19 protein-coding genes are annotated in these 20441 nt (G+C 37.7%); 7 read left to right on the top strand and 12 right to left on the bottom strand.

Features of this window, described 5'->3' with window-relative positions; all coding sequences use genetic code 11:
- Positions 1 to 19: 19 nt before the first annotated feature.
- The 3 genes from K5G00_RS25510 to K5G00_RS25500 form a co-directional block, all read right to left on the bottom strand.
- A complete protein-coding gene (locus tag K5G00_RS25510; protein WP_238769339.1) occupies positions 20 to 2077 on the bottom strand; it encodes a tetratricopeptide repeat-containing sensor histidine kinase in 2058 nt (685 codons plus the stop codon).
- Positions 2078 to 2211: 134 nt separating this feature from the next.
- Positions 2212 to 2766: a 1-acyl-sn-glycerol-3-phosphate acyltransferase gene (locus tag K5G00_RS25505; protein WP_238769338.1), complete on the bottom strand. Its 555-nt coding sequence runs from the start codon at positions 2764 to 2766 to the stop codon at positions 2212 to 2214.
- Complete coding sequence (locus K5G00_RS25500) at positions 2766 to 3428, bottom strand: B3/B4 domain-containing protein (RefSeq protein ID WP_238769337.1); 663 nt, start codon at positions 3426 to 3428, stop codon at positions 2766 to 2768. The genes K5G00_RS25505 and K5G00_RS25500 overlap by 1 nt, the downstream gene beginning before the upstream one ends.
- Positions 3429 to 3539: 111 nt before the next feature.
- On the opposite strand from K5G00_RS25500, the gene K5G00_RS25495 reads away from it, so the two are divergent.
- Together K5G00_RS25495 and K5G00_RS25490 are read left to right on the top strand one after the other, a co-directional pair.
- A complete protein-coding gene (locus tag K5G00_RS25495; protein WP_238769336.1) occupies positions 3540 to 5129 on the top strand; it encodes a beta-N-acetylhexosaminidase in 1590 nt (529 codons plus the stop codon).
- A gap of 12 nt (positions 5130 to 5141) precedes the next feature.
- Positions 5142 to 6038: a sialate O-acetylesterase gene (locus tag K5G00_RS25490; protein WP_238769335.1), complete on the top strand. Its 897-nt coding sequence runs from the start codon at positions 5142 to 5144 to the stop codon at positions 6036 to 6038.
- A 66-nt stretch (positions 6039 to 6104) separates the two neighbouring features.
- Here K5G00_RS25490 and K5G00_RS25485 read toward each other — a convergent pair whose 3' ends face one another.
- The gene (locus K5G00_RS25485) at positions 6105 to 6251 is read right to left on the bottom strand and encodes a cold-shock protein (protein ID WP_343033408.1); all 147 of its coding nucleotides are present in this window, start codon (positions 6249 to 6251) and stop codon (positions 6105 to 6107) included.
- Between the two features lie 53 nt (positions 6252 to 6304).
- Positions 6305 to 6613, bottom strand: coding sequence for an RNA recognition motif domain-containing protein (locus K5G00_RS25480; protein ID WP_158871142.1), 309 nt, complete (start codon positions 6611 to 6613; stop codon positions 6305 to 6307).
- Between the two features lie 437 nt (positions 6614 to 7050).
- Here K5G00_RS25480 and K5G00_RS25475 point away from each other — a divergent pair, with 437 nt between their 5' ends.
- Together K5G00_RS25475 and K5G00_RS25470 are read left to right on the top strand one after the other, a co-directional pair.
- Positions 7051 to 7956 (top strand): hypothetical protein, encoded by a 906-nt coding sequence (locus tag K5G00_RS25475; RefSeq protein WP_238769334.1) that lies wholly within the window; start codon positions 7051 to 7053, stop codon positions 7954 to 7956.
- A gap of 17 nt (positions 7957 to 7973) precedes the next feature.
- A complete protein-coding gene (locus K5G00_RS25470; protein ID WP_238769333.1) occupies positions 7974 to 9668 on the top strand; it encodes a BACON domain-containing protein in 1695 nt (564 codons plus the stop codon).
- Positions 9669 to 9764: 96 nt separating this feature from the next.
- On the opposite strand, the gene K5G00_RS25465 is transcribed toward K5G00_RS25470, so the two are convergent.
- From K5G00_RS25465 to K5G00_RS25440, 6 genes are all read right to left on the bottom strand, one after another.
- Positions 9765 to 10475, bottom strand: coding sequence for a tRNA threonylcarbamoyladenosine dehydratase (locus K5G00_RS25465; RefSeq protein WP_238769332.1), 711 nt, complete (start codon positions 10473 to 10475; stop codon positions 9765 to 9767).
- Between the two features lie 11 nt (positions 10476 to 10486).
- The gene (locus tag K5G00_RS25460) at positions 10487 to 11173 is read right to left on the bottom strand and encodes a TatD family hydrolase (protein ID WP_238769331.1); all 687 of its coding nucleotides are present in this window, start codon (positions 11171 to 11173) and stop codon (positions 10487 to 10489) included.
- Between the two features lie 18 nt (positions 11174 to 11191).
- A complete protein-coding gene (gene elbB / locus K5G00_RS25455; RefSeq protein ID WP_238769330.1) occupies positions 11192 to 11839 on the bottom strand; it encodes an isoprenoid biosynthesis glyoxalase ElbB in 648 nt (215 codons plus the stop codon).
- 81 nt (positions 11840 to 11920) lie between these two features.
- Positions 11921 to 12838 (bottom strand): homoserine O-acetyltransferase MetA, encoded by a 918-nt coding sequence (gene metA, locus K5G00_RS25450; RefSeq protein WP_238769329.1) that lies wholly within the window; start codon positions 12836 to 12838, stop codon positions 11921 to 11923.
- Between the two features lie 144 nt (positions 12839 to 12982).
- On the bottom strand, positions 12983 to 14287 hold the full coding sequence (locus tag K5G00_RS25445; protein ID WP_238769328.1) for an O-acetylhomoserine aminocarboxypropyltransferase/cysteine synthase family protein: 1305 nt from the start codon (positions 14285 to 14287) through the stop codon (positions 12983 to 12985).
- Positions 14288 to 14316: 29 nt separating this feature from the next.
- Positions 14317 to 15636 (bottom strand): aspartate kinase, encoded by a 1320-nt coding sequence (locus K5G00_RS25440; protein WP_238769327.1) that lies wholly within the window; start codon positions 15634 to 15636, stop codon positions 14317 to 14319.
- 443 nt (positions 15637 to 16079) lie between these two features.
- On the opposite strand from K5G00_RS25440, the gene K5G00_RS25435 reads away from it, so the two are divergent.
- Positions 16080 to 16916, top strand: coding sequence for a LytR/AlgR family response regulator transcription factor (locus tag K5G00_RS25435; RefSeq protein ID WP_238769326.1), 837 nt, complete (start codon positions 16080 to 16082; stop codon positions 16914 to 16916).
- A 95-nt stretch (positions 16917 to 17011) separates the two neighbouring features.
- Entirely contained in the window at positions 17012 to 17383 is a 372-nt protein-coding gene (locus K5G00_RS25430; protein ID WP_238769325.1) for a DUF2147 domain-containing protein, read from the top strand.
- Positions 17384 to 17434: 51 nt separating this feature from the next.
- Here the strand turns inward: K5G00_RS25430 and K5G00_RS25425 are convergent, their stop codons facing one another.
- On the bottom strand, positions 17435 to 18805 hold the full coding sequence (locus K5G00_RS25425) for a M20/M25/M40 family metallo-hydrolase (protein ID WP_238769324.1): 1371 nt from the start codon (positions 18803 to 18805) through the stop codon (positions 17435 to 17437).
- 334 nt (positions 18806 to 19139) lie between these two features.
- Here K5G00_RS25425 and K5G00_RS25420 point away from each other — a divergent pair, with 334 nt between their 5' ends.
- On the top strand, positions 19140 to 20006 hold the full coding sequence (locus K5G00_RS25420) for an enoyl-ACP reductase FabI (RefSeq protein WP_238769323.1): 867 nt from the start codon (positions 19140 to 19142) through the stop codon (positions 20004 to 20006).
- Positions 20007 to 20441 lie beyond the last annotated feature (435 nt).

Below are 20441 nucleotides of genomic sequence, written 5' to 3'. Positions count from 1 at the left end.
CAAAAAAATATAGGTCTGATTAAAATTCAACGGGAATAAAAAAAGTAAAGCGGCTTCCTTTATTTAATTCACTTTCACACCATATTTCTCCGCCATGGATTTTTACCAAATCTTTACATAACATTAAACCAAGTCCGGTGCCCTTTTCGTCATTTGTACCGGCAATTGATTCTACAGGCTCAGAGCTAAAGAGATTTTGAAGTCTTTCTGGAGCAATACCAAGCCCGTCATCGGTAATTGAAAAAAAAAACACTTTACTGTTTTCCCTCTTTTCAAAAGATGTATCTAACGTAATCCGACCATTTTGATTAGTATATTTTATTGCATTGGAAATTAAATTTCGAACTACTGTTTTAAACATATTTAAATCAGCATAAATTTCCGTGTTTGAGTCAACGTTTATTACAATTTCAATTTCTTTTTCTTTAGCTGCTTCTCTATACAATGAAATACTTTCATCTACTACCTTTTCTACTGGAATTCTTTCTGGTGAAAATTTAATTTTTTGAGTTTGTGTACCTGCCCAGAACAAAAGATTCTCCAGTAAATCGTACACCTGATGAGTACTCTCATCCAAATACTTAATATATTCTTCTCTCTCTGGTTCACCTGCAGAACGATGCTCTTTTTTTAACAAATTAACAAAGCCAAGAATTGAATTAAAAGGTCCTTTTAAGTCGTGAGCAATTATGGAAAAAAAACGTGATTTGGTTTGATTACTTTCCAACAAGCCCTTTTCAGATATTTTCAATGCAACTAAAACTTCATTTTTTTTCCTAATTTCTTTGTTTAGTTTGTTATTTGATTTTTCAAGTTGATAAGTTAACTTCCTGGCTGTATGATATCTCCAGTACAGAATAAGGCCAACACAGGCCAGTAAAAATGTTACAATATAAAAAAACTTTCTTTCTTTTTGCTGGTGGGTCAATTCGGTTTTTAATTGTTCAAGGCTTCGGGCAATCTCTATTCGTTGTTCATCATTTAACAACTTCTCTCGCTCATATTCTGCATAAAGTGAATCGTATACAACAAAAAGGTTCCCAAATATGTCTTTAGGATTTCCTGAATACCCCGGATAACTGTAAAACTCCGAATAGGCTTTATAAATATCAAATATCTTTTGGGGTAAGCCTAACTTCCTGGCAACCTCGTATGCCATATTTAGTTGTTCTTCTCCTTCATTCATTTTTCCGAGTTTCCCTAAAATAAGTGCTTTTTTTATCCGGCTTTCAATTAAACCAAAATAGTCATTCTTTGTCTTATTTATATCCAATGCGACATCAAGCTTTTCAAGCGCTTCCCGGTAATTTTGATTATAAAAGAAAACATCTGCAACGCCTTTTAAACCTTCTGCTATATATTTGTCATTTCCAGCTTTTGTTGCAACTTCAATCTGTTTTTCAAACTCTTTCTGGGCAGCTTCATTATTTCTCAAATCAAGATACGCATTTCCCCGGCAAAAATGAACAGCAGCCTGCCCGGCCAAATTTTCCATTGCAACATGCTTTTTAAGAGCAATATCGAAGTAGTCAAGTGCCTCCTGATGCTCTTTTTGTTCATTTAAAATTAAACCAACAGTTGTATTAACATATGCCATGCCTCTTTGCTCTCCGAGCGATTCGAAAATTCCTAAAGCTTCCTTTGCATATTCCATCGCACTTGGAAGATTTCGGTGTAAGTAGTACATATAACCTATATTGTCATAGGCATATGCTACTATACTCGAATCATTCGACATAATTCCGAAATCCAGAGCCTGTCGGAAATATATCCATGCTTTTTTTATGTCGTATTGATAGTACAACATAGCAACACCGAGATAATTGCTAATCCTGGCTATTTCGTTGTAGAAATGAAGACTGTCGGCAATATGAAGAGCGTACTGTCCATAACGAACTGCTTCGTCATTCGACTTCTCGTTTAATGCCCAGCAGAGATCACCCAGATATTGTACTTTTTCAAGAGCGGACATTCCATCCGTTTGCCTTTCAATATTTTCCGGAAAATTCTGACCAAAAACGAGATTATTAAGAAGGGAAGTTAAAACGAAAACCAAAACAAATTTAATCTTATCCATAACAATTCCGCACCACCAACCAAATATCGTTAAAGATTACATAAATACATTGCTAAAATATAAAATTTATAATTGTGGTTATTAAAATCCGTTTTTCACCTATGGCTATATTCAAAAATACCGATCAAAAGGTATTAATAATCTGTAGTAAATTGATCAGGATATTTTCCCCGGATACCTTTTTTTTGGTAATAGTCCTTTATTCTTTTTATGTCTTCCCGGTAGTCATCACTCAGTTCAAACAAATCGCCCGATGTCATGTATTTTTGTCCCCAATCGAAACTTGAGAGGTAAACAGGAACTTTCGCCTGTTTTGCAATTGAATGAAAACCAGCTTTCCAATTTTCAGTTCTTTTTCGTGTCCCTTCGGGAGTGATAGCCAAATGCAAATTCTCGCGCTCTTCAAACAGTTTAATTGATTGCCTTATAACATTTGCTCCCTTTGACCTGTCAATTGGGATTCCGCCCATTTTTCGAACAAAAAAACCGACAGGCCAAAAGAAAAATTCCTTTTTTATAAGAAAGCTCATTTTCCCACCTATAGAAGTGTAGTAAATCCAAGCCCAGACAAAATCCCAGGCACTGGTATGCGGGGCTCCTACTATAATGCACTTTTTTTGAGGCGGAACAAAATTTTTTCCTTTCCATCCACCGATGCGCATTAAAATTTTACAGATTTTTTTCAACATCAAACAATGGTTTTTATTTCAAATCGGGCTGCCCCGGCAAAAGTTTTAAGAAGATCAACCGCCATTTTTGTAGCTTTTTCCAACTTTTCAGAAGCTCCGTAGTCAATAACAATCATTAAGAATCGTTTTGTATTTAACGATACTGAGGTTCTTACTGAATCACTTGTGGGTGTGCCAAAAGCACCGGTATCATCTCTGAAAACCGGCATAAATTCGATATTTAATTCACCACGCCCGATTCCTTCATAGGGTTCATCCCTCTTTCCAATCCCAAACATAGCGCCCCCGTTAATCTTGTCAGCATCGTATCCTCCAATGGAAAAACCGGTTGAAATAGAAACAAGGTTTAACAAATCAACAACATTGTTTACCTGATACAACTCTTTTCGTTTTACAACACGGCGTAACAGAGCCTCCGCTGAAAGCCTGTAACGAGCCGGATCTTTCCCACACATTTTGTAGGCTTTTCTGGAATCAGCTATTGCCTCAATTTTGCTGATATTTTCAACCTCCAGTAGATTAGACAATTCTATTATTTTATTTTCAATCTTCTCCCAGAGGATTTTGTTCTTTTCCCCGACTTGCACATCACATTCTATACAAGAAAGCCGGATACCGGTAACTTTTTCTCTCAACTCCGGCGAAATGCTAATTTCCTTCATCTTCGAACTAAATCAAATTATAAATTATTTAAAACCATTTTTCAGCTTTTTAATTTTTTTCTATCAGAAGATATTAATTTAGCTTTTCAAAATTCATCAAAACTATACAAAATGAAAAAAAAACATTGTTTGTTCATATCTATTTTATTCTTTGTTATGAACATTTCAGCCCAGAATATTTCTGTAATTCCCCAACCGGCAGAAGTATCAATAAGGCAGGGCAGCTTTATCTTAGACAAGACAGTCGGTCTTCGGTACGATAAAAACAACACTGAAGTGGCGACAATTGCAGGTTTTTTTAATGAATATCTCCACACCATGTATGGTTTTACATTAGATGAAAATTCAACAGAAAGACCGGTTCAGTTCAAAATTATCAGTCAGCTACAATTGGGCAAAGAAGGATACCTTTTAAAGGTGAACCCCAATTCTGTTATCATTACAGCATCGGCTCCCAACGGGCTTTTTTACGGATTACAAACACTAAAACAAATGCTTCCACTTGAGGCCGAAAAAGGCCTACTCACAATTCCTTCGGTTGACATAAAAGATCAGCCCCGATTTGCCTGGCGCGGGAATATGCTGGATGTTGGAAGACATTTTTTTCCGGTGAGTTTCTTAAAGAAATACATTGATATTTTGGCGATGTATAAAATCAACACCTTTCATTGGCATTTAACTGAAGACCAGGGATGGCGAATGGAAATAAAAAAGTATCCGCTATTGACTGAAATTTCTCACTGGCGCGATTCAACTATTGTTGGTCATGCCGGCCGCTCTAACAAATACGACGGAGTGGGATATGGCGGATTTTACACTCAGGACCAGGCCAGAGAAATTGTAAGATACGCAGCAGAAAGATATATAACGGTTGTTCCGGAAATTGAAATGCCGGGACACTCCAGCGCAGCCCTGGCAGCGTATCCTAATCTTGGATGCACAGGAGGACCATACAAAGTACAGGGAACGTGGGGCGTACACAAAGATGTATATTGTGCCGGAAAAGATGAAACATTTGTTTTTCTTAAAGATGTTCTCGACGAAATTTTAGATATTTTCCCATCGGAATTTATTCACATAGGAGGCGATGAGTGCCCCAAAGAGGCCTGGGAAAAATGTCCTGATTGCCAAAAAAGAATAAAAGATGAAGGTCTGGAAAATGAACATGAACTTCAAAGTTGGTTCATAACCCAAATTGATCACTATCTTACATCTAAAGGTCGTCGCTTAATTGGTTGGGATGAAATTCTGGAAGGTGGTCTTGCGCCCCAGGCAACTGTGATGAGCTGGCGTGGAATAAAAGGAGGAATTGAAGCAGCAAAACAACATCACGACGTGGTAATGAGCCCGACAACTCATATGTATATTGACTATTATCAATCAGAAGATAAGGTTAACGAACCTCTGGCAATAGGCGGATTTCTTCCGGTTGAAAAAGTATACAGCTATGAACCGATTCCAGAAGAATTATCTGCTGAAGAGGCTAAATTTATTTTAGGTGTTCAGACCAACCTTTGGACTGAGTATGTTCCAAGCACAAAACTTGCAGAATATATGTTACTTCCCCGTTTGGAAGCACAGGCCGAAGTAGCATGGACCAAAAAGGAATTAAAGGACTTTGAAGATTTTGAAGATAGACTAAACATCGAATATAAAAGACTGGACAAACTTGGCGTCAATTACAGAAACCATAATAGATAGACTAAAAACATTGTGAAAACCAAATTAACAATTCTTTTTATTCTTTTTGGTCTTGGCACGCTTCAAGCTAAAAAGTACAAAGTTTTCTATCTCGGCGGACAATCAAATATGGATGGTTACGGCTATGTAAATGAATTGCCCGTTGAATTAAACAAACCCGTTGAAGGCGTATACATTTTTCATGGAAACACAGCAAGTGACGGAGAAGAGGTGGATGGCAGAGGTATTTGGGAGATTTTAAAACCCGGACACGGTGTTGGTCATAAATCAGATTTTCAGGGAAACCAACTCTCTGAACGTTTTGGAATCGAACTTACATTTGCAAGCGAATTAAAAAAACTGCTACCCGGCGAAAATATTGCCATAGTTAAATACAGCAAAGGAGGGACATCGATACATATTGATGCTGCAGAAGACTTTGGCTGCTGGGAGCCTGATTATACAAAGGGAAACGGGATAAATCAATACGACCATTTTCTGGCAACAGTTTTAAACGCATATTTAGTTGAAGATATCGACGGAGACGGGGAGCGTGACGAACTTATCCCGGCCGGAATAGTATGGATGCAGGGAGAAAGTGACGCCCATGTAAAGAAAATTGCGGAAAACTACCAGACCAATTTAAAACGGCTTATCGATTTAATGCGGGCAGCCTTTTTAAAGGATGATCTCCCCGTTGTTATCGGGAGAATTTCTGACTCGGGGAATGATACGGATGGGAAGGTTTGGGACTATGGAAACATTCTTCGCTGGCAGCAAGCCAGGTTTGTAAACCAGGATTCAAATGCTGCATTGGTAGTCTCAACCGACAATTATGGTTACTCCGACAAATGGCATTATAACACCGAAGGCTATATCGATTTTGGCAAGCAATGTGCGAAAGAAATGGCTAAGTTAATAAAACATTAGGCAAAAATCTATAATCATAAAAAAGGGATTCTGATAAATCAGAATCCCTTTTTTTATAGCTTTTACCTAAATTTCTTTAACATTGAAGGCCACCGGCCCACGATCACTTTCTTTTATCTCGAACTCAACTTTCATATCAGGTTCAAGACTTAGAAAGCTATCCAAAATCCCTGTACGATGTACAAAGTAATCCTTATTATCTTCGGATTGGATAAAACCGAAGCCTTTAGTGGAATCGTACCACTTTACAGTACCAGTCATACAAATTAGTAACGGTTTCTGCTGCGGTTGTATCCACCGCCACCGCCGCCTCTGCGGTCGTTACCATAGCTAGGACGTGGTTTAGATTCATTAACTTTAATGTTTCTTCCACCTACCTCAGCGTTGTTTAATTCTTCGATGGCAGTATTGGCTTCATCGTCGCTATCCATTTCAACAAAACCAAAACCTTTGCCTCTTCCTGTAAATTTATCAGTGATAATTTTTGCAGAAGAAACTTCACCATACTCTTCAAAAATTTTTCTCAAATCTTCCTCACCCAAATTAAACGGAAGATTTCCAACATAAATGTTCATTTGTTATTTTTTAAAAAATTAATAATTTCTTTTTTCTATTTCATGCACACAGTAAATCAAACTAACATTTTTACTACTTGGATTTACCGAAAAATAAAATTGGAGAAATTATAAATTACGAATAAAAGCCGTGGAGAAAACAAGAGAGGAATACTGTGTCCAGATTGTTTAAAAATCAATAAAAAAAAGACCAACTTGCTAAATTTCAGACAATTAATTCAAACTAACAATTAAAATCATCTTAAAAGTAACATTACAAAGGTAACTTAAAAAAGCATTTTACAAACTGAATGTCAAAAAATCTTTAATTTGAGTCGTAAGCGCATCACTAAAACAGAATTTAAAATATGTTGTAGATTATCTATTTTTCCCCGGCACGCCTCATTTTCAAACCAATTAATTTGCTACGTTTACACACTCGTCAAAAAAACAATTCAATGTCAAAAATCGGGATAGTTACGCTAACCTTTTTATGCTTTTTCGTTATTCTGAGAGGCGTAAAAGCACAGGATAAAATCATCACAAATTCGAATGATACAATCAATTGTAAAATAACCCGCGTTACAGGAAAGGCGATTTTTTATGCAGAAAACGCCAATAGCCTAAGCTCAGGGAAAAGAATCCAGAGAAGTGAAATAAAAACCTGGACGATTCATGAAACCCAAGCGCCAGAACCAAATCAAATCATAAATGAATACCAAAACGGAAAATGGCGCCTTTCGATTGACGGGGGTGTCGGATACCGAATTGCAAGTACAAAGGAATCAAAACAGAACTATGAAGCTCAGGGACTTCCTTCCAATGAAGTAGATTCCTATTTCCGTCAAATTAAAACAGGGTTAAAAGCATCCGGACAGATTCACTATATGTTTTGGGAAAAGTTTGGCCTCGGAATCGACTACCAGATTCACCACTCGTCGGGGAAAATAACCGGTACTTTTAATCCTCATGATAGCTACACGCTTCTTTACGGCGATTTAAACGACGATGTTTATACCAACTACGGAGGTTTGTCTTTGTATTATCAGGAATGGCTGAATCCCAGATATAAAATATATTATCAGGTTTCAATGGGAGTTACTTTTTTCAGACAGGAAAACATAACCCTTTACTCGCCAAGCTTAATAACAGGCAAAGCATTTGGAGGAAATACAGAAGTAGGTTTTGAATATTTTTTAAAAAGAAATGTCGCTGTTTCAGTAAATGCAGGCTTCTTCCAATCAACGGTTTCTAAAATAAAAGTTGATAACGGCCACCGCACGAATGAATATGACCTTGAAAAAGAACAAAGAGAAGGCCTTTCGAGAATCGATCTTGGTGTGGGACTAAAATTCTATTTATAGATATAAGAACTTTAACTATGAAAACATTTTATACAAAAAGAAATATATCTGCATTACGGAATCTTGTTCTTTTTTCAATTTTATCGTTTGTGGTTATCTCCTGCGGCAACGAATTTTTAGATACTCAGATGCCCTCAAATTATATTGACGGTGATTCGATTGTGGTAATGAGCGACGTCGGTTCATTTGAATACGAATTCGACATGCTATCTGCAGGCCCGGGTGATTGGAAATTGTTTCAGTTTCCCATTTGGTTGGATATCTCTCCCAAAGACGGTATGTTAAACGGTAATTCCAGGGTAAATTTTCAATTTACGGTAAACAAACAGGAAATGTATGTTGATCTCGGATTATATGCTTTTCCGTTAATATTTGACGTGGAGAATGTAGGTCTTGTTGAAAACACTGTTGTACTTGCCAATGTTGGCGAACCTGAAATAAACGAAACTCCCTCAGAAATAAATGCTGACTATACATTTAAAGGACAATACCAGATAGTTAACAGTGGGCATGGAATTTTAATGTGGCAGGTGGTTCACAAACCCAACTGGCTGCAACTCAATGTTACAGAAGGAATACTTAACTCACACGAATACGGAATATGGGATTATTCAATTGATCCCTCGGGGTTTGAAGCCGGTGAATATTCCGGACAAGTTGAAATACAAAGCAATGCGAGCGAACAAAATTTCATCATCAATTTTAATTTTACAATCCAGGAAACAGGGTATTACGGAGGTTATTTAAGCGGGGAGTATCTAGACGCCAGGTTTAGTAAAAGTCTCAACCAGGTTATTGTTTTAACCCGAGAACCCAATAATTTACTTTTTTTCAAAGCCGGCTCTTCTGATGCAGACACTGTTAAATTGAATAAGGTTCCCAAGTGTCTGGCTTTATCAGAAGACGAACAAACACTGGCGGTGGGATTTTCTGATGCTTCCATTTCTACATTTGAAACGCAAAGTCGCACATTGCTGATGAATTACGCTCTAAACGCTGTAGCAGATCAAATTGAATTTGGATCTGAAAACAGACTTTACTTTTTGGCCAGGAATGACTATACAACTTTTCTTTACACCCTCGACCTCCAAAATAGCTTAATAAAAAAATCTATCAGTTCAAACAATGGGCTTTCAACGCTAAAAAAAGTTCCGGGAAAGAACCTAATGATTTCAACGCGAAAAGGCTGGAGCCCTGACGGACTATTTGTGTTTGATATCACAAATGGAGCATTAGATTCATTAAACGAATACTGGTCGAGCCTGAATGGCTTCTGGCTGTCAGAAAACGGAGAACATCTATTTACAGGAAGTCAGAACGTTTATCAGATTCCGGAGTACCTCCCCGGTCAGGTATGGATAGTGAACTCCCCGCCTGCTGCAGGGGAATTTAATATTGGAGATGGATTGAAAATAAATGATATGGTTCATCAAAGTTCTGCCGGAAAACTATTTATCGCGTATGAAGAAGGGTATTACAGAAGTACAACATATATTAAACAACTCAACGACCAAAAATATACAATACAAAAAACCTACGAGGCATCTCCTACTCCACCCGACTTTTACCCTGCGGGAAATACTTGGTGGGTTGAAACTTTAAAGTTGTTTCCTGCTCCCAACGGCGAAGAATTATGGATAATCAGGAAATATCCGGCGGATGATTATGAGTTACCCGATATGTGGACAATAGAACGGATTGATATCAATTAAAAAGTTCCTATTCTTCTCCTCTGGCACACAATTGTATGGTATCTCCCCTAAATTAAGTGAATGTCACAAGGAAACATGTGTCAAGCCCCCGGGGAATTATTTGATTAAATCCAGGATGACAACACTACTGATAAAACAACCAAATACCGGCGGCATATATGAAATTGTTCCAACTGTTGATTTTTTATTTTGTCCGTCTTCCAATCTCACTGCTTTCTGAGAAATTTCTTCAGGAGAGAATACAACCTTCACTCCTTTTTTTATTCCAAGTTTTGAAAGCCGTTTTCGGAGCATACGCGCTAATTTACAGTTGTATGATTTTGAAATGTCAGAAACCTGTACTTTTTGCGGGTCAGTTTTCCCCCCCGCTCCCATCGAACTAACTATATTCAACCCAAGTTGAACTGCATTATAAATCAAAAAAACTTTAGGAGAAAGCGTATCAATTGCATCAACAACATAGTCAAAAGATTCACTTTTTAGAAGCTCGATGGTTTTTTCCTCCTGTACAAAATCGTTTACTACTTTTAATTTAATGTCCGGATTTATATCTCTAAAACGCTCCGCAAGTATTTCAGCTTTAGGCAGGCCTGTTGTACTGATTAAAGCAGGCAGTTGTCTGTTTCTGTTTGACGTCTCAACCACATCTCCGTCGACAATAGTCATTTTACCTATCCCTGCTCTGCAAAGCTCCTCTGCTGCATAGGCTCCGACTCCTCCCAATCCCACAACCAGAACATTTGAATTCTTCAACACATGAAGCTTCTCCTTGCCAAAAAGTAACTCTGTTCTTTCCAACCAATCCATAAAATGTTAAACTAAAACCGGCTCATTAATTTATTTTCAATTCGGTTAAAATTATCCCAAACGGCCATCGTAATTTCTTCTTCAGGAATTTTTTTTAATCTGGCACCTTGTTTATACATATATTCGACTTCTCCATCATACTCATCGGTTTCAAAAAATATTTTGTTTAACGGAAGAATTCTAAAAGATTCAATGGCCTTTGTTCCCGGCAAAAAAAGAATTTCACCAAATGAAAAAAGGAAATTCTGTTTTGCCAGTTGCTGAGTCATTTGGACGCTTCCGTTATAACCATGAAAAATCCATGTCATTCCGGGTTCCATCTTTTTATGAATCTCCAAAACTTCATTATATGCTTTTACACAATGAATAATCAGCGGCTTTTGATATTCTTCGGCCATAAAAGCCTGTGCTTCAAAAACCCTTTTTTGCTCTTCAAAATTTGTTTCTGATCTTTTATCCAATCCAGTTTCACCAACAAAAATGACGTGATCAAATTCAAGCGCCTCCTCGACCTGCACAAGCAGTTGATTATTTTCTTCCGGAGTTTTTATATGCCACGGGTGAAGTCCGACGGAATAAAAATTTCTTCCTGAAAAAGCAGCAAATCCCTCGCCCGGAAAAATATTCTGAACTGTTATTGTTTCTTTTTCGGGCCTGAACAAATGTGTGTGAATATCAACATAAGGTATCGGATTCATTATATTTTCAAAATAAATCTATAACATCTTCATTATTTGTTTCACTACATTTTCCGCACCTTCGGCAATCTGGACGATAGATGCATCAAGCATATAACATGGTGTTGTTACAACTTTATATCTCTCATCAACAACAATTTCACCGTGTGTGGTTTTTACATGCGTGCCTCCAATTTGTTCGATTGCTTTAAAAGTCCCCTCATCTTCTCCAATGGTAACTTTAACATCACCCAGTACCTTGGTTACCAGAACAGGCGCTATACAAAGCGCACCAATTGGTTTACCGGCAGCAACCGTATCTTTAATAGCCTTTTCAGCTTCCGGAGTTACCGTAAGGTCTGTTCCGTCGAAAGCAAAAGTGCAAAGATTTTTTGCTGCTCCAAATCCTCCTGGAAACACAATAGCGTCATATTCTGCAGCATTGTATTCTGTCAGGGATTTTATATTTCCACGCGCAATACGTGCTGCCTCAACCATCACATTTCTAATCTCAGGCATTTCTTCTCCGGTGATGTGATTTACAACATGTGCCTGATTGATATCGGGTGCAAAACACTGATATGCAGCACCACTTTTTGCAATGGCCAGTAAAGTTAATGTTGCTTCGTGAATTTCTGCCCCGTCAAAAACACCGTTTCCGGCTAAAACTACTGCTATTTTCTTCATATCCGATTACTTTTATTTCTTTTCCAAAATTAAGCTTAAATAGCGAATTATTAAAAATAGCCGGATACAACTGTATTAATTTTATTGAATTTCCTCAAGGTTATACGGTGTTTCCTGGTATACGTAATAATTCAGCCAGTTGGAAAAAAACAGGTTTGCGGTAGATTGCCAACTCATGATGGGCTTTTCATCGGGATTGTTATTGGGGTAATAATTTTTCGGAATTTCAATCGGAAGATTTTTGGCTTTATCCCTGTGATATTCTCCATCCAGAGTGTGGCGCGAATATTCTGCGTGTCCTGTGATAAAAAGCTGCCGGCCATTTTTTGCTTTCACAATGGTTACACCTGCTTCCTCTGAGTAGGCGACAACCTGCAATTCATCCACTTTTTTTATGTCCTCCGCGCGAATTTCTGTATAACGGGAATGCGGAATCGAAAAAACATCATCAAATCCTCTAAAAATGGGCAATTTATCGTCAACATGCCGATGTTTAAACACACCAAACATTTTTTTATCAAGAGGATATTTGGGAACTCCGTAGTAGTGGTACAAGCCCGCCTGAGCCGCCCAGCATATAAACAAAGTAGACGTTACATTGTGTTCCGCCCAATCCAGAATCTGTTTCATTTCGTCCCAATAGGTAACTTCTTCAAACGGAAGCTGTTCTACGGGAGCACCGGTAATGATCATTCCATCATATTTGTTGCCATTTAACGCATCAAAATTTTTGTAAAACGCTTCCATGTGAGAGGAAGGCGTATTTTTAGGTTGATGTCCTTTTATCTTCAAAAAATCGATTTCAATTTGCAGAGGAGAATTTGACAATAGTCTTAACAAATCGGTTTCGGTTGTAATTTTTAAAGGCATCAAATTAAGAATAATTATTCGCAGCGGACGAATATCCTGGTGCGACGCACGCGATTCATCCATCACAAAAATATTTTCCTCTTCTAAAATTTTTACGGCCGGTAATCTATCCGGAATGTTTAATGGCATTTTATTTAAAATTTGCTCCCTCTAAATCTCCCCCAAAGGGGGAGAAATTAAAGAAAGTGATTAAAATTATTAAGATCTAAATATATCCAACAAATAACTCGGTCTGTTATAATTCCTCCCATTCGGAGAGGTTGGAGGGGCTCTCTAGCCCACTTTGTTCAATGCCTGTTCAAAGTCGGCAATTATATCATCAATATGTTCCAAACCAACGCTTACACGCAACTGAGCTGGATAAACTCCTGCTGCTATTTGTGCATCTTCAGGCAACTGCTGGTGTGTTGTTGCAGCCGGCTGAATAATTAAGGTTTTGGCATCGCCAACATTTGCCAGATGACTCACCAATTCCAAATTATTCACTACCTGATTGGCTGTTTCCTTGTCGCCTTTTACATTAAACGACAACACACCACCTGCGCCTTTGGGAAGATATTTTTTTGCATTCTCATATGAATGATTTCCTTCCAGTCCCGGATAATTTACACTTTCCACTTTCGGATGACTTTGCAACCATTTGGCCAGCGCCAAAGTATTTTCAACATGTCGATCCATGCGTAACGACAGTGTTTCCAGGCCCTGTAGCAACAGGAAAGAATTAAACGGACTAATGGCCGGGCCAAAATCGCGTAACCCTTCAACGCGGGCTTTAATCGCAAAAGCGATATTTCCAAACGGGCCATCAAAATTAAAAATATCCCAAAACTTTAAACCATGATAACTTGCTGAGGGTTCTGTAAATCCGGGAAATTTGCCATTTCCCCAGTTGTAGGTCCCGGCATCAACTATTACTCCGCCAATGCTGGTTCCATGGCCTCCAATCCATTTTGTAGCCGACTCCACCACGATATTCGCCCCATACTCAATCGGTTTTACCAAATATCCCGCTCCTGCAAATGTATTATCCACGATAAACGGAATATCGTATTTTTTTGCCAACGCGCCGAAAGCTTCAAAATCGGGAATGTTAAATCCAGGATTTCCAATCGATTCAAGATAAATGACTTTTGTTTTTTCATCGATTAATTTTTCAAAAGATTCAACATTCAAATCCTCAGCAAATCGCGCATCAATTCCGAGACGCCGAAGCGAAACATTAAACTGGTTGTACGACCCGCCATATAAATAAGGTGACGAGACAATGTTGTCGCCAATGTCTAAAATAGTTGAAAGCGCCAAAAACTGTGCTGCGTGACCGGATGCCACAGCCAGAGCTGCTGCTCCTCCTTCCAAAGCAGCTATACGCTGTTCAAATACATCAGAAGTTGGATTCATAATTCGGGTGTAAATGTTCCCGAATTCTTTTAGCGCAAATAAGTTGGCTGCATGATCGGCATCGTTAAAAACATACGAAGATGTTTGGTAAATAGGAACCGCCCGCGAATTTGTTGTCTGGTCTGGTTGGTGACCTGCATGAAGTTGCAGGGTTTCAAAATTCAATTTTTTTGCTGTCATAATTTATCGTTTTTTTGAGTTGAAGAAACTTAATTTGTAAAAAATGCGTTATAAATCTCACGCACACTTTTTTCTTTGTCTGAGCTTTTTACTACAAGGTAGCTTACCAAATCGGAAGCACCCGAGCCGCTTAAAACCACATTTATTTTATGTTGAGCCACCGCATTAAAAATCCGGGCTGAAACTCCGTAATTCTGCTGCATGCCGTGCCCTATTATCCCAATCAATGAAACATCTTTTACCAGGGTAGTTTCCTGAACAGAATTAAAACCAAGATGTTCAATCAGCGAAAGGGCTTTTTCCCCGGTTTTTCTTTCCAGTATTAAATTGATTGAAATTTGAGAGGTAATTACCGATTTGATATTAATACCTGCTTCATTCAGGCAGGTGGTAACTTTTGCCAGAATCCCGGGTTTTAATCCCACACCGGGACCGTCGAGTTTTAGCAGAGAAATATCATCGGTACAAGCTACACTCTTTACTATTTTATCATCAACAAAGGTTTCTGTATTAATTTTTGTTTCCACCCAAGCTTCGTCGGAAGAAGAATTCAAGACATAAATGGGAATACGCAAATCTTCCAGCGGTTCAACAGTACGCGGATGAAAAGAATAATGTTGAAAATAAGCCAGTTCACTGGCTTCAGAATAGGTTAACCGGGCAATTTTAGGCGGGTTCGGTACTATATTCGGATCAGCTTTCTGAAAATCATTGTCCAAACTCCAAAGCTCCAGTTTTTCAACACCTAAATAAGCGGTTAAAAATGCGGCTGTGTAATCTGCGGCAGTTTTGCCCGTTCTTGCAGTTTTGCCATTTTCAGTTATTCCGTAAGAACCGGGAATTACATATACTCCATCCTGTAAATTAAAAAAGAATGGTTTATCTACAGAAATAAAAGTTGCATTTCCAAAATCAGGTGAAGTTAACAACGCTATTTCTTCGGGATAAACGACTTTAACTTCTTTCCATTGGTTTTGGAGAATCTCCACCGACAATTTTTCGGCATAACTAATTACCTGATCTTTTAACGCCCTTGAGTAATCGCCAATCAAAGCAATCCCTTTCAGTAGACTGAGCAATTGCTCCGAAAGGTTTTTATATCCGGCAGACGGTTCTGAATTCAGACGCGAAGAATATACCTCGTTTAAATAAGTTATTATGCCGGTCGTATCCAACTCCCGGCTAAAAACATTTTCAATGTTCCCTCTTACAAATTGCAGTAACTCCGGAATTGCAGAAACAACAACCAGTTTTACTCCTCCTGAACGACCAAGATAAGCGGACAAGTTATTTACAGATTGTATATCACCTATATTACTACCACCCAACCGAATAACGCGATTCGACATGATAAAAATTTTAAAAAATTAATAATTGATTTAAAACGCTCAGAATAAATATGCCTTCAGTCAATGTTCTGTTCTGCCACCGAATGAAGGCTAGCGCATACACATAGAAAACGACGACATAATGAATCCGCAAAAACCTCTCTTCAAAGTTTTAACGAAATTGTTATTTTCAAACATTATATTCATTTTCCTGTCGATTTGTTTGAGGCAAATATAAATCGAATTTTTGAAACACCAAATTTATTTAGAATGAGTTTAGATAGAATTAATATATGGATAATTAGCTTGCTCTATAAATCCCAATTTTAAAATTTGGCGGTGTTTGAATAAGTTCCTCCAGGTAAAATAATTTGAGTTCTGCATCTTACTGCTTAATTTATATCATTGATATTTATGGCGAAAAATAATTTATACATTACTTTTGAAAAAATTGACTGTAAAACGTGAAACTGCAAACGCTGTTAAATAAAGAATTTACGCTTCTCGATAAAAAATATGACAGGTATTTTCTTATTGTAACCATCCTCATATTTAGCATTCTGTTTCTGAATATTTTTGAGCCTTTTAACATAAACAGATGGTATTCCGACTCCCGGATTATCAGCTTCCTGCGTCTTTCGAGTTATGGTGTTGTGGTGGCTCTTGTTTATCTTTTCACGCAATTTCCTCTTCGTAAGATTTTCCGGCAAAAAACGTTTCAAATCAAAAGTTTTATACTGTGGTTTGTGATTGAAATTGTAATAATAAGCCTTGTTTATATCTTTTTATACGGCAATCCTCTGGGAAATTTTATCAACGACTTTATTTTTTCGCTAAAGTATACTTTACTTGGTATTTGTCTTCCGTACTCATTTGCAATTCTGATCATCTATTACCAAAAACACCGCACCGAAATAAAAACGCTTCAACAAAAAATATCCCGTCCTTCAAATTCGCAATTACTTGGTTTTAAAGACGAGCGGAACAAGGTAAAATTTTCTGTCAGGCAGTCGGATGTATTATATATAGAATCAACCGACAATTATGTTTCAGTTTATTATTCTGCTGAAAACAAAGTCCAACGGAAGCTTTTAAGAAATACCTTAAAAAACCTTGAAAATATGTTTGAAAATTCAACGATAGTCAGATGCCACCGATCGTTTATGATAAACCGGGAAAAAATTGAAATGATTCAAAACGAAGGGAAAAAACTATCTGTAAAACTCTCACATATCGAAAAAATCATCCCCGTATCCGGAAAATTTATCCCACATTTTTCTGAATATCTCCCGGGAAAATAGATCTTTAACCCCAAATACGCCGAACTAGCCCATTTTTTTTGTACTCTCTTTTTTTCAACTCAAATTTGAACATGTTCAATTAAAAATTTCAAATAATGAAAAAACTAATTATTCTTACACTGGTAGCCATTTTTATGTTCGGAACGGCTCAAACAATTGGTGCAAAAAACAATAAAAGCATTGTTGGCGAGTGGAAATTTAGCAGTCCGAGTGCACCTTATGGCTACGACAAAGGATCCATAATTATTTCTGAAAAAGAAGGAAATCTTGCCGGTGAAATAAAATTTGCCGATGGCTACAAAATGGATTTAAAAAAGGTAAATTTTGAGGAAAATACATTTACCTGTAGTTTATATGTAGATTATGAACTCGTTGAAATTAAGGCCGAAATAAAGGGAACAAAAATGAGCGGAAATGCCAACTCGTCAGGGGGAAAAATGCCGTTCACTGCCGACAAAACAAAATAGCAGATTTGAATTTTTAAGAGAAGCTGCCGATTCCAACGGCGGCTTTTTTGTTTATAAATCAAATTTGTCTATTAAATAGATAAAAGAAGCGATTGCTGCACTTCCCATCTGGAACTCCCTGAAATTAACCTGTTCAAAGGTATCATTTCCACAATGGTGCATATCGAAGTACCGTTGCATTTCGGGAATATAAGAAGAGAGTGGCGTTCCGAACTGCCCGAGCGGACTAATATCCACTCCCCCTCCGCCCTGTGTAAAGCGGGTAATTCCGTAAGGTGCAAAATATTCTTTTAAATCCAGTATTTTTTCAAGCCGTTCGGTCGGCGCAGAAACACCAAAACCAAGTGGCTGAAATGCTCCGCGATCAGCTTCCAGCGCGAAATAGTGATTTTCATTTTTAAGTTCTGCCTGCCGGGCATATTCTTGTCCTCCACGTTGTGCGATTTCCTCATCCATAAACATTACAGCCCGGATTGTTCTTTTGGGGCGAATGTTTAATTCCTTCATTATCCGCAACATTTCGATACTTTGCATACAACCTGCTCCATCATCGTGAGCTCCCTCTCCGGGTTCCCAGGCATCGATATGGCCTCCGACAGTTATTATCTCGTCCGGATATTCAGAACCACTGATCTCCCCAATCACATTATATGAAATTGTTTCGGGAAGTGTTTCACAATAGTTTTCAAAATAAAACGTTAAATCGGGTTCCTTTTTCAGCCACGAACTTAACAGCTCTGCTCCGTTGGTACTAATGGCAACAGCAGGAATTTTCCGACCGCCTTCATCGTATAGCATAACTCCCGTATGTGGAAAATCGTCAAGCGAATTGGTTAATGAACGAACAAGCGCCCCAACAGCACCGTATTTCGCTGCTTCGGCAGCACCTTGTGTGCGTTGATTTCCAGCTCCTCCATAAGCCCCAAAAGTATTTATCATTGTCGGATCCATTGGTCGATTAAAAAAGACTATCTTCCCCTTTACTTTCTCAACGCCCAGTTTTTCCAATTCTTCAAAACTATGAACTTCAACAATCGAAGCGGTTAATCCCTTCTTTCCAGTTCCAACCGACATTCCCAAAGAAATTACAGGAAGCTCTTTTTTTCCGTTTCTTTTTGAGAGAATAAAAGCTTTTTCCGCATCGCCTCTTATCCAGTGCGGCACTTGTACCTCTTGTTTAAAAACCGTATCGAGTTGCATGGCTTTCATCAGTTTAAAGGTATATTCTACTGCTCCGGCCACTTCTTCCGACCCTGTGATTCGCCCGGGATAGTTTTTACATAAATACTCCAAATTTCGGTACGAAGTGTAATCCGTAAGTGCTTCATCAAAAATTGATTGAATAACTTTATCTTCACTTGTCTGCGCATTTCCCTGAAATAACAAACCAAAAGCAAAAAGCAACGTAAATATCCGGTTCATAATTTTTATTTTATACGATGAATGTACAAACTAATTTATTGTAAGTAAGCTCTTATCAGGTTCTTTTTGAAAACGATTAAAAGTTTCTTAATAAAACGTTATCAGGGATAAAGCATTTCTTTTCACCTTGTTTTATGAATATTAAGTTCGGGATTTTGTTCTAAAAATTAGATTCCTGTAATGAATTTATGTTTTTAACTTTTAAACCTTTTATGAACAATATTCGATTTCAAAGGTTAAAATTGCGAAGTTTTCAATTGAAATCTATACGATGATTTTAGTTTTATTTAAACTCAATTAACTTTGCACATCAAATATTTCATAAAAACATATTATGAGTTTTAATTTACTTAAAGGAAAAAGAGGGATAATTTTTGGTGCTTTAAATCCCGATTCTATTGCCTGGAAAGTTGCAGAGCGTGCTTTTGAAGAAGGTGCGACAGTGACGTTGACAAACACACCGGTTGCCCTGAGAATGGGAGAAACAAAAAAACTTGCTGAAAAACTGAACACAGAAGTTATTGGTGCTGATGCAACCAATGTTGAAGACCTGAATAACCTTTTTACTCAATCGATGGAAGTATTGGGAGGAAAAATCGACTTTGTTCTCCATTCCATCGGAATGTCTCCCAATGTAAGAAAAGAAAGACACTACAGTGATTTGGATTATAATTACCTTGATAAAACATTGGATGTTTCAGCGGTATCATTTCACAAAGTATTGCAAACAGCCCGTAAACTTGATGCGATAAATGAATGGGGTTCGGTTGTTGCACTGTCGTATGTTGCTGCACAACGAACATTTTACGGATACAACGATATGGCAGATGCAAAAGCGCTGCTGGAGTCGATAGCGCGTAGTTTTGGCTACATCTATGGCCGTGAACGTAATGTCAGAATCAACACTGTTTCGCAATCTCCAACTGTTACAACGGCCGGTAGCGGAGTAAAAGGTTTTGACCGCTTGCTTGACTTTGCCGAACGTATGTCTCCACTGGGAAATGCAACCGCCGATGAATGTGCTGATTACTGTATTACTCTATTTTCAGATCTTACCAAAAAAGTTACAATGCAGAATTTATTTAATGACGGCGGATTCTCAAATATGGGGATGAGTTTACGCGCATTGCAGCAATATGAAAAAGGATTACATCAGGACTGTAATTGCGGCCCTGATCCCGACGACCACATGTTTGACTAATTGACTAATTACTTGGTTTTGATATTTCAAAGAGGCTGTCTCAAGAGGGCAGCCTTTTTATACTGAAATCTTTATTTTATTGAATTTTAAGGGTTCAGAGTCAGACTTTATTCTGATTTCAATTTGTTTTAAAAAAATAAAAGCCAAATGCAAAACTGTTTTATTCATGCTCAATCACAATTTCAGCTATTTCATTCATATTGTGATATTTAACAATCATTTTAAATTTCACGTCTACATTTAACAACCCTCATTGAAATCCAGCTAAAAATCATTATCCCATTTTACGTAGCCAGATAGCTCTTCAGATTCTGCCGAACGTACATTTCAATGAAAATACAGCACTATCTCATAAACTGTGTAAATAGGAATACCGGGGGTTGCAACCCCCGGTATTTTTTGTTTAATTTTAAACTTTATGCAGTAATGAAAAAA

Source organism: Maribellus maritimus, from assembly GCF_022267315.1.
Classification (GTDB): Bacteria; Bacteroidota; Bacteroidia; order Bacteroidales; family Prolixibacteraceae; genus Draconibacterium; species Draconibacterium maritimum.
This window is presented reverse-complemented; position numbering and strand designations above follow the sequence as displayed.

Excerpts from the sequence above, each read along its gene's own strand:
- K5G00_RS25420 (WP_238769323.1), top strand. The coding sequence starts at position 19,140 with ATGAGTTTTAATTTACTTAAAGGAAAAAGAGGGATAATTTTTGGTGCT.
- K5G00_RS25505 (WP_238769338.1), bottom strand. The coding sequence starts at position 2,766 with ATGTTGAAAAAAATCTGTAAAATTTTAATGCGCATCGGTGGATGGAAA.
- K5G00_RS25430 (WP_238769325.1), top strand. The coding sequence starts at position 17,012 with ATGAAAAAACTAATTATTCTTACACTGGTAGCCATTTTTATGTTCGGA.
- K5G00_RS25470 (WP_238769333.1), top strand. The coding sequence starts at position 7,974 with ATGAAAACATTTTATACAAAAAGAAATATATCTGCATTACGGAATCTT.
- K5G00_RS25510 (WP_238769339.1), bottom strand. The coding sequence starts at position 2,077 with ATGGATAAGATTAAATTTGTTTTGGTTTTCGTTTTAACTTCCCTTCTT.
- K5G00_RS25425 (WP_238769324.1), bottom strand. The coding sequence starts at position 18,805 with ATGAACCGGATATTTACGTTGCTTTTTGCTTTTGGTTTGTTATTTCAG.
- K5G00_RS25465 (WP_238769332.1), bottom strand. The coding sequence starts at position 10,475 with ATGGATTGGTTGGAAAGAACAGAGTTACTTTTTGGCAAGGAGAAGCTT.
- K5G00_RS25495 (WP_238769336.1), top strand. The coding sequence starts at position 3,540 with ATGAAAAAAAAACATTGTTTGTTCATATCTATTTTATTCTTTGTTATG.
- K5G00_RS25480 (WP_158871142.1), bottom strand. The coding sequence starts at position 6,613 with ATGAACATTTATGTTGGAAATCTTCCGTTTAATTTGGGTGAGGAAGAT.
- K5G00_RS25475 (WP_238769334.1), top strand. The coding sequence starts at position 7,051 with ATGTCAAAAATCGGGATAGTTACGCTAACCTTTTTATGCTTTTTCGTT.
- K5G00_RS25460 (WP_238769331.1), bottom strand. The coding sequence starts at position 11,173 with ATGAATCCGATACCTTATGTTGATATTCACACACATTTGTTCAGGCCC.
- metA (WP_238769329.1), bottom strand. The coding sequence starts at position 12,838 with ATGCCATTAAACATTCCGGATAGATTACCGGCCGTAAAAATTTTAGAA.
- elbB (WP_238769330.1), bottom strand. The coding sequence starts at position 11,839 with ATGAAGAAAATAGCAGTAGTTTTAGCCGGAAACGGTGTTTTTGACGGG.
- K5G00_RS25440 (WP_238769327.1), bottom strand. The coding sequence starts at position 15,636 with ATGTCGAATCGCGTTATTCGGTTGGGTGGTAGTAATATAGGTGATATA.
- K5G00_RS25445 (WP_238769328.1), bottom strand. The coding sequence starts at position 14,287 with ATGACAGCAAAAAAATTGAATTTTGAAACCCTGCAACTTCATGCAGGT.
- K5G00_RS25500 (WP_238769337.1), bottom strand. The coding sequence starts at position 3,428 with ATGAAGGAAATTAGCATTTCGCCGGAGTTGAGAGAAAAAGTTACCGGT.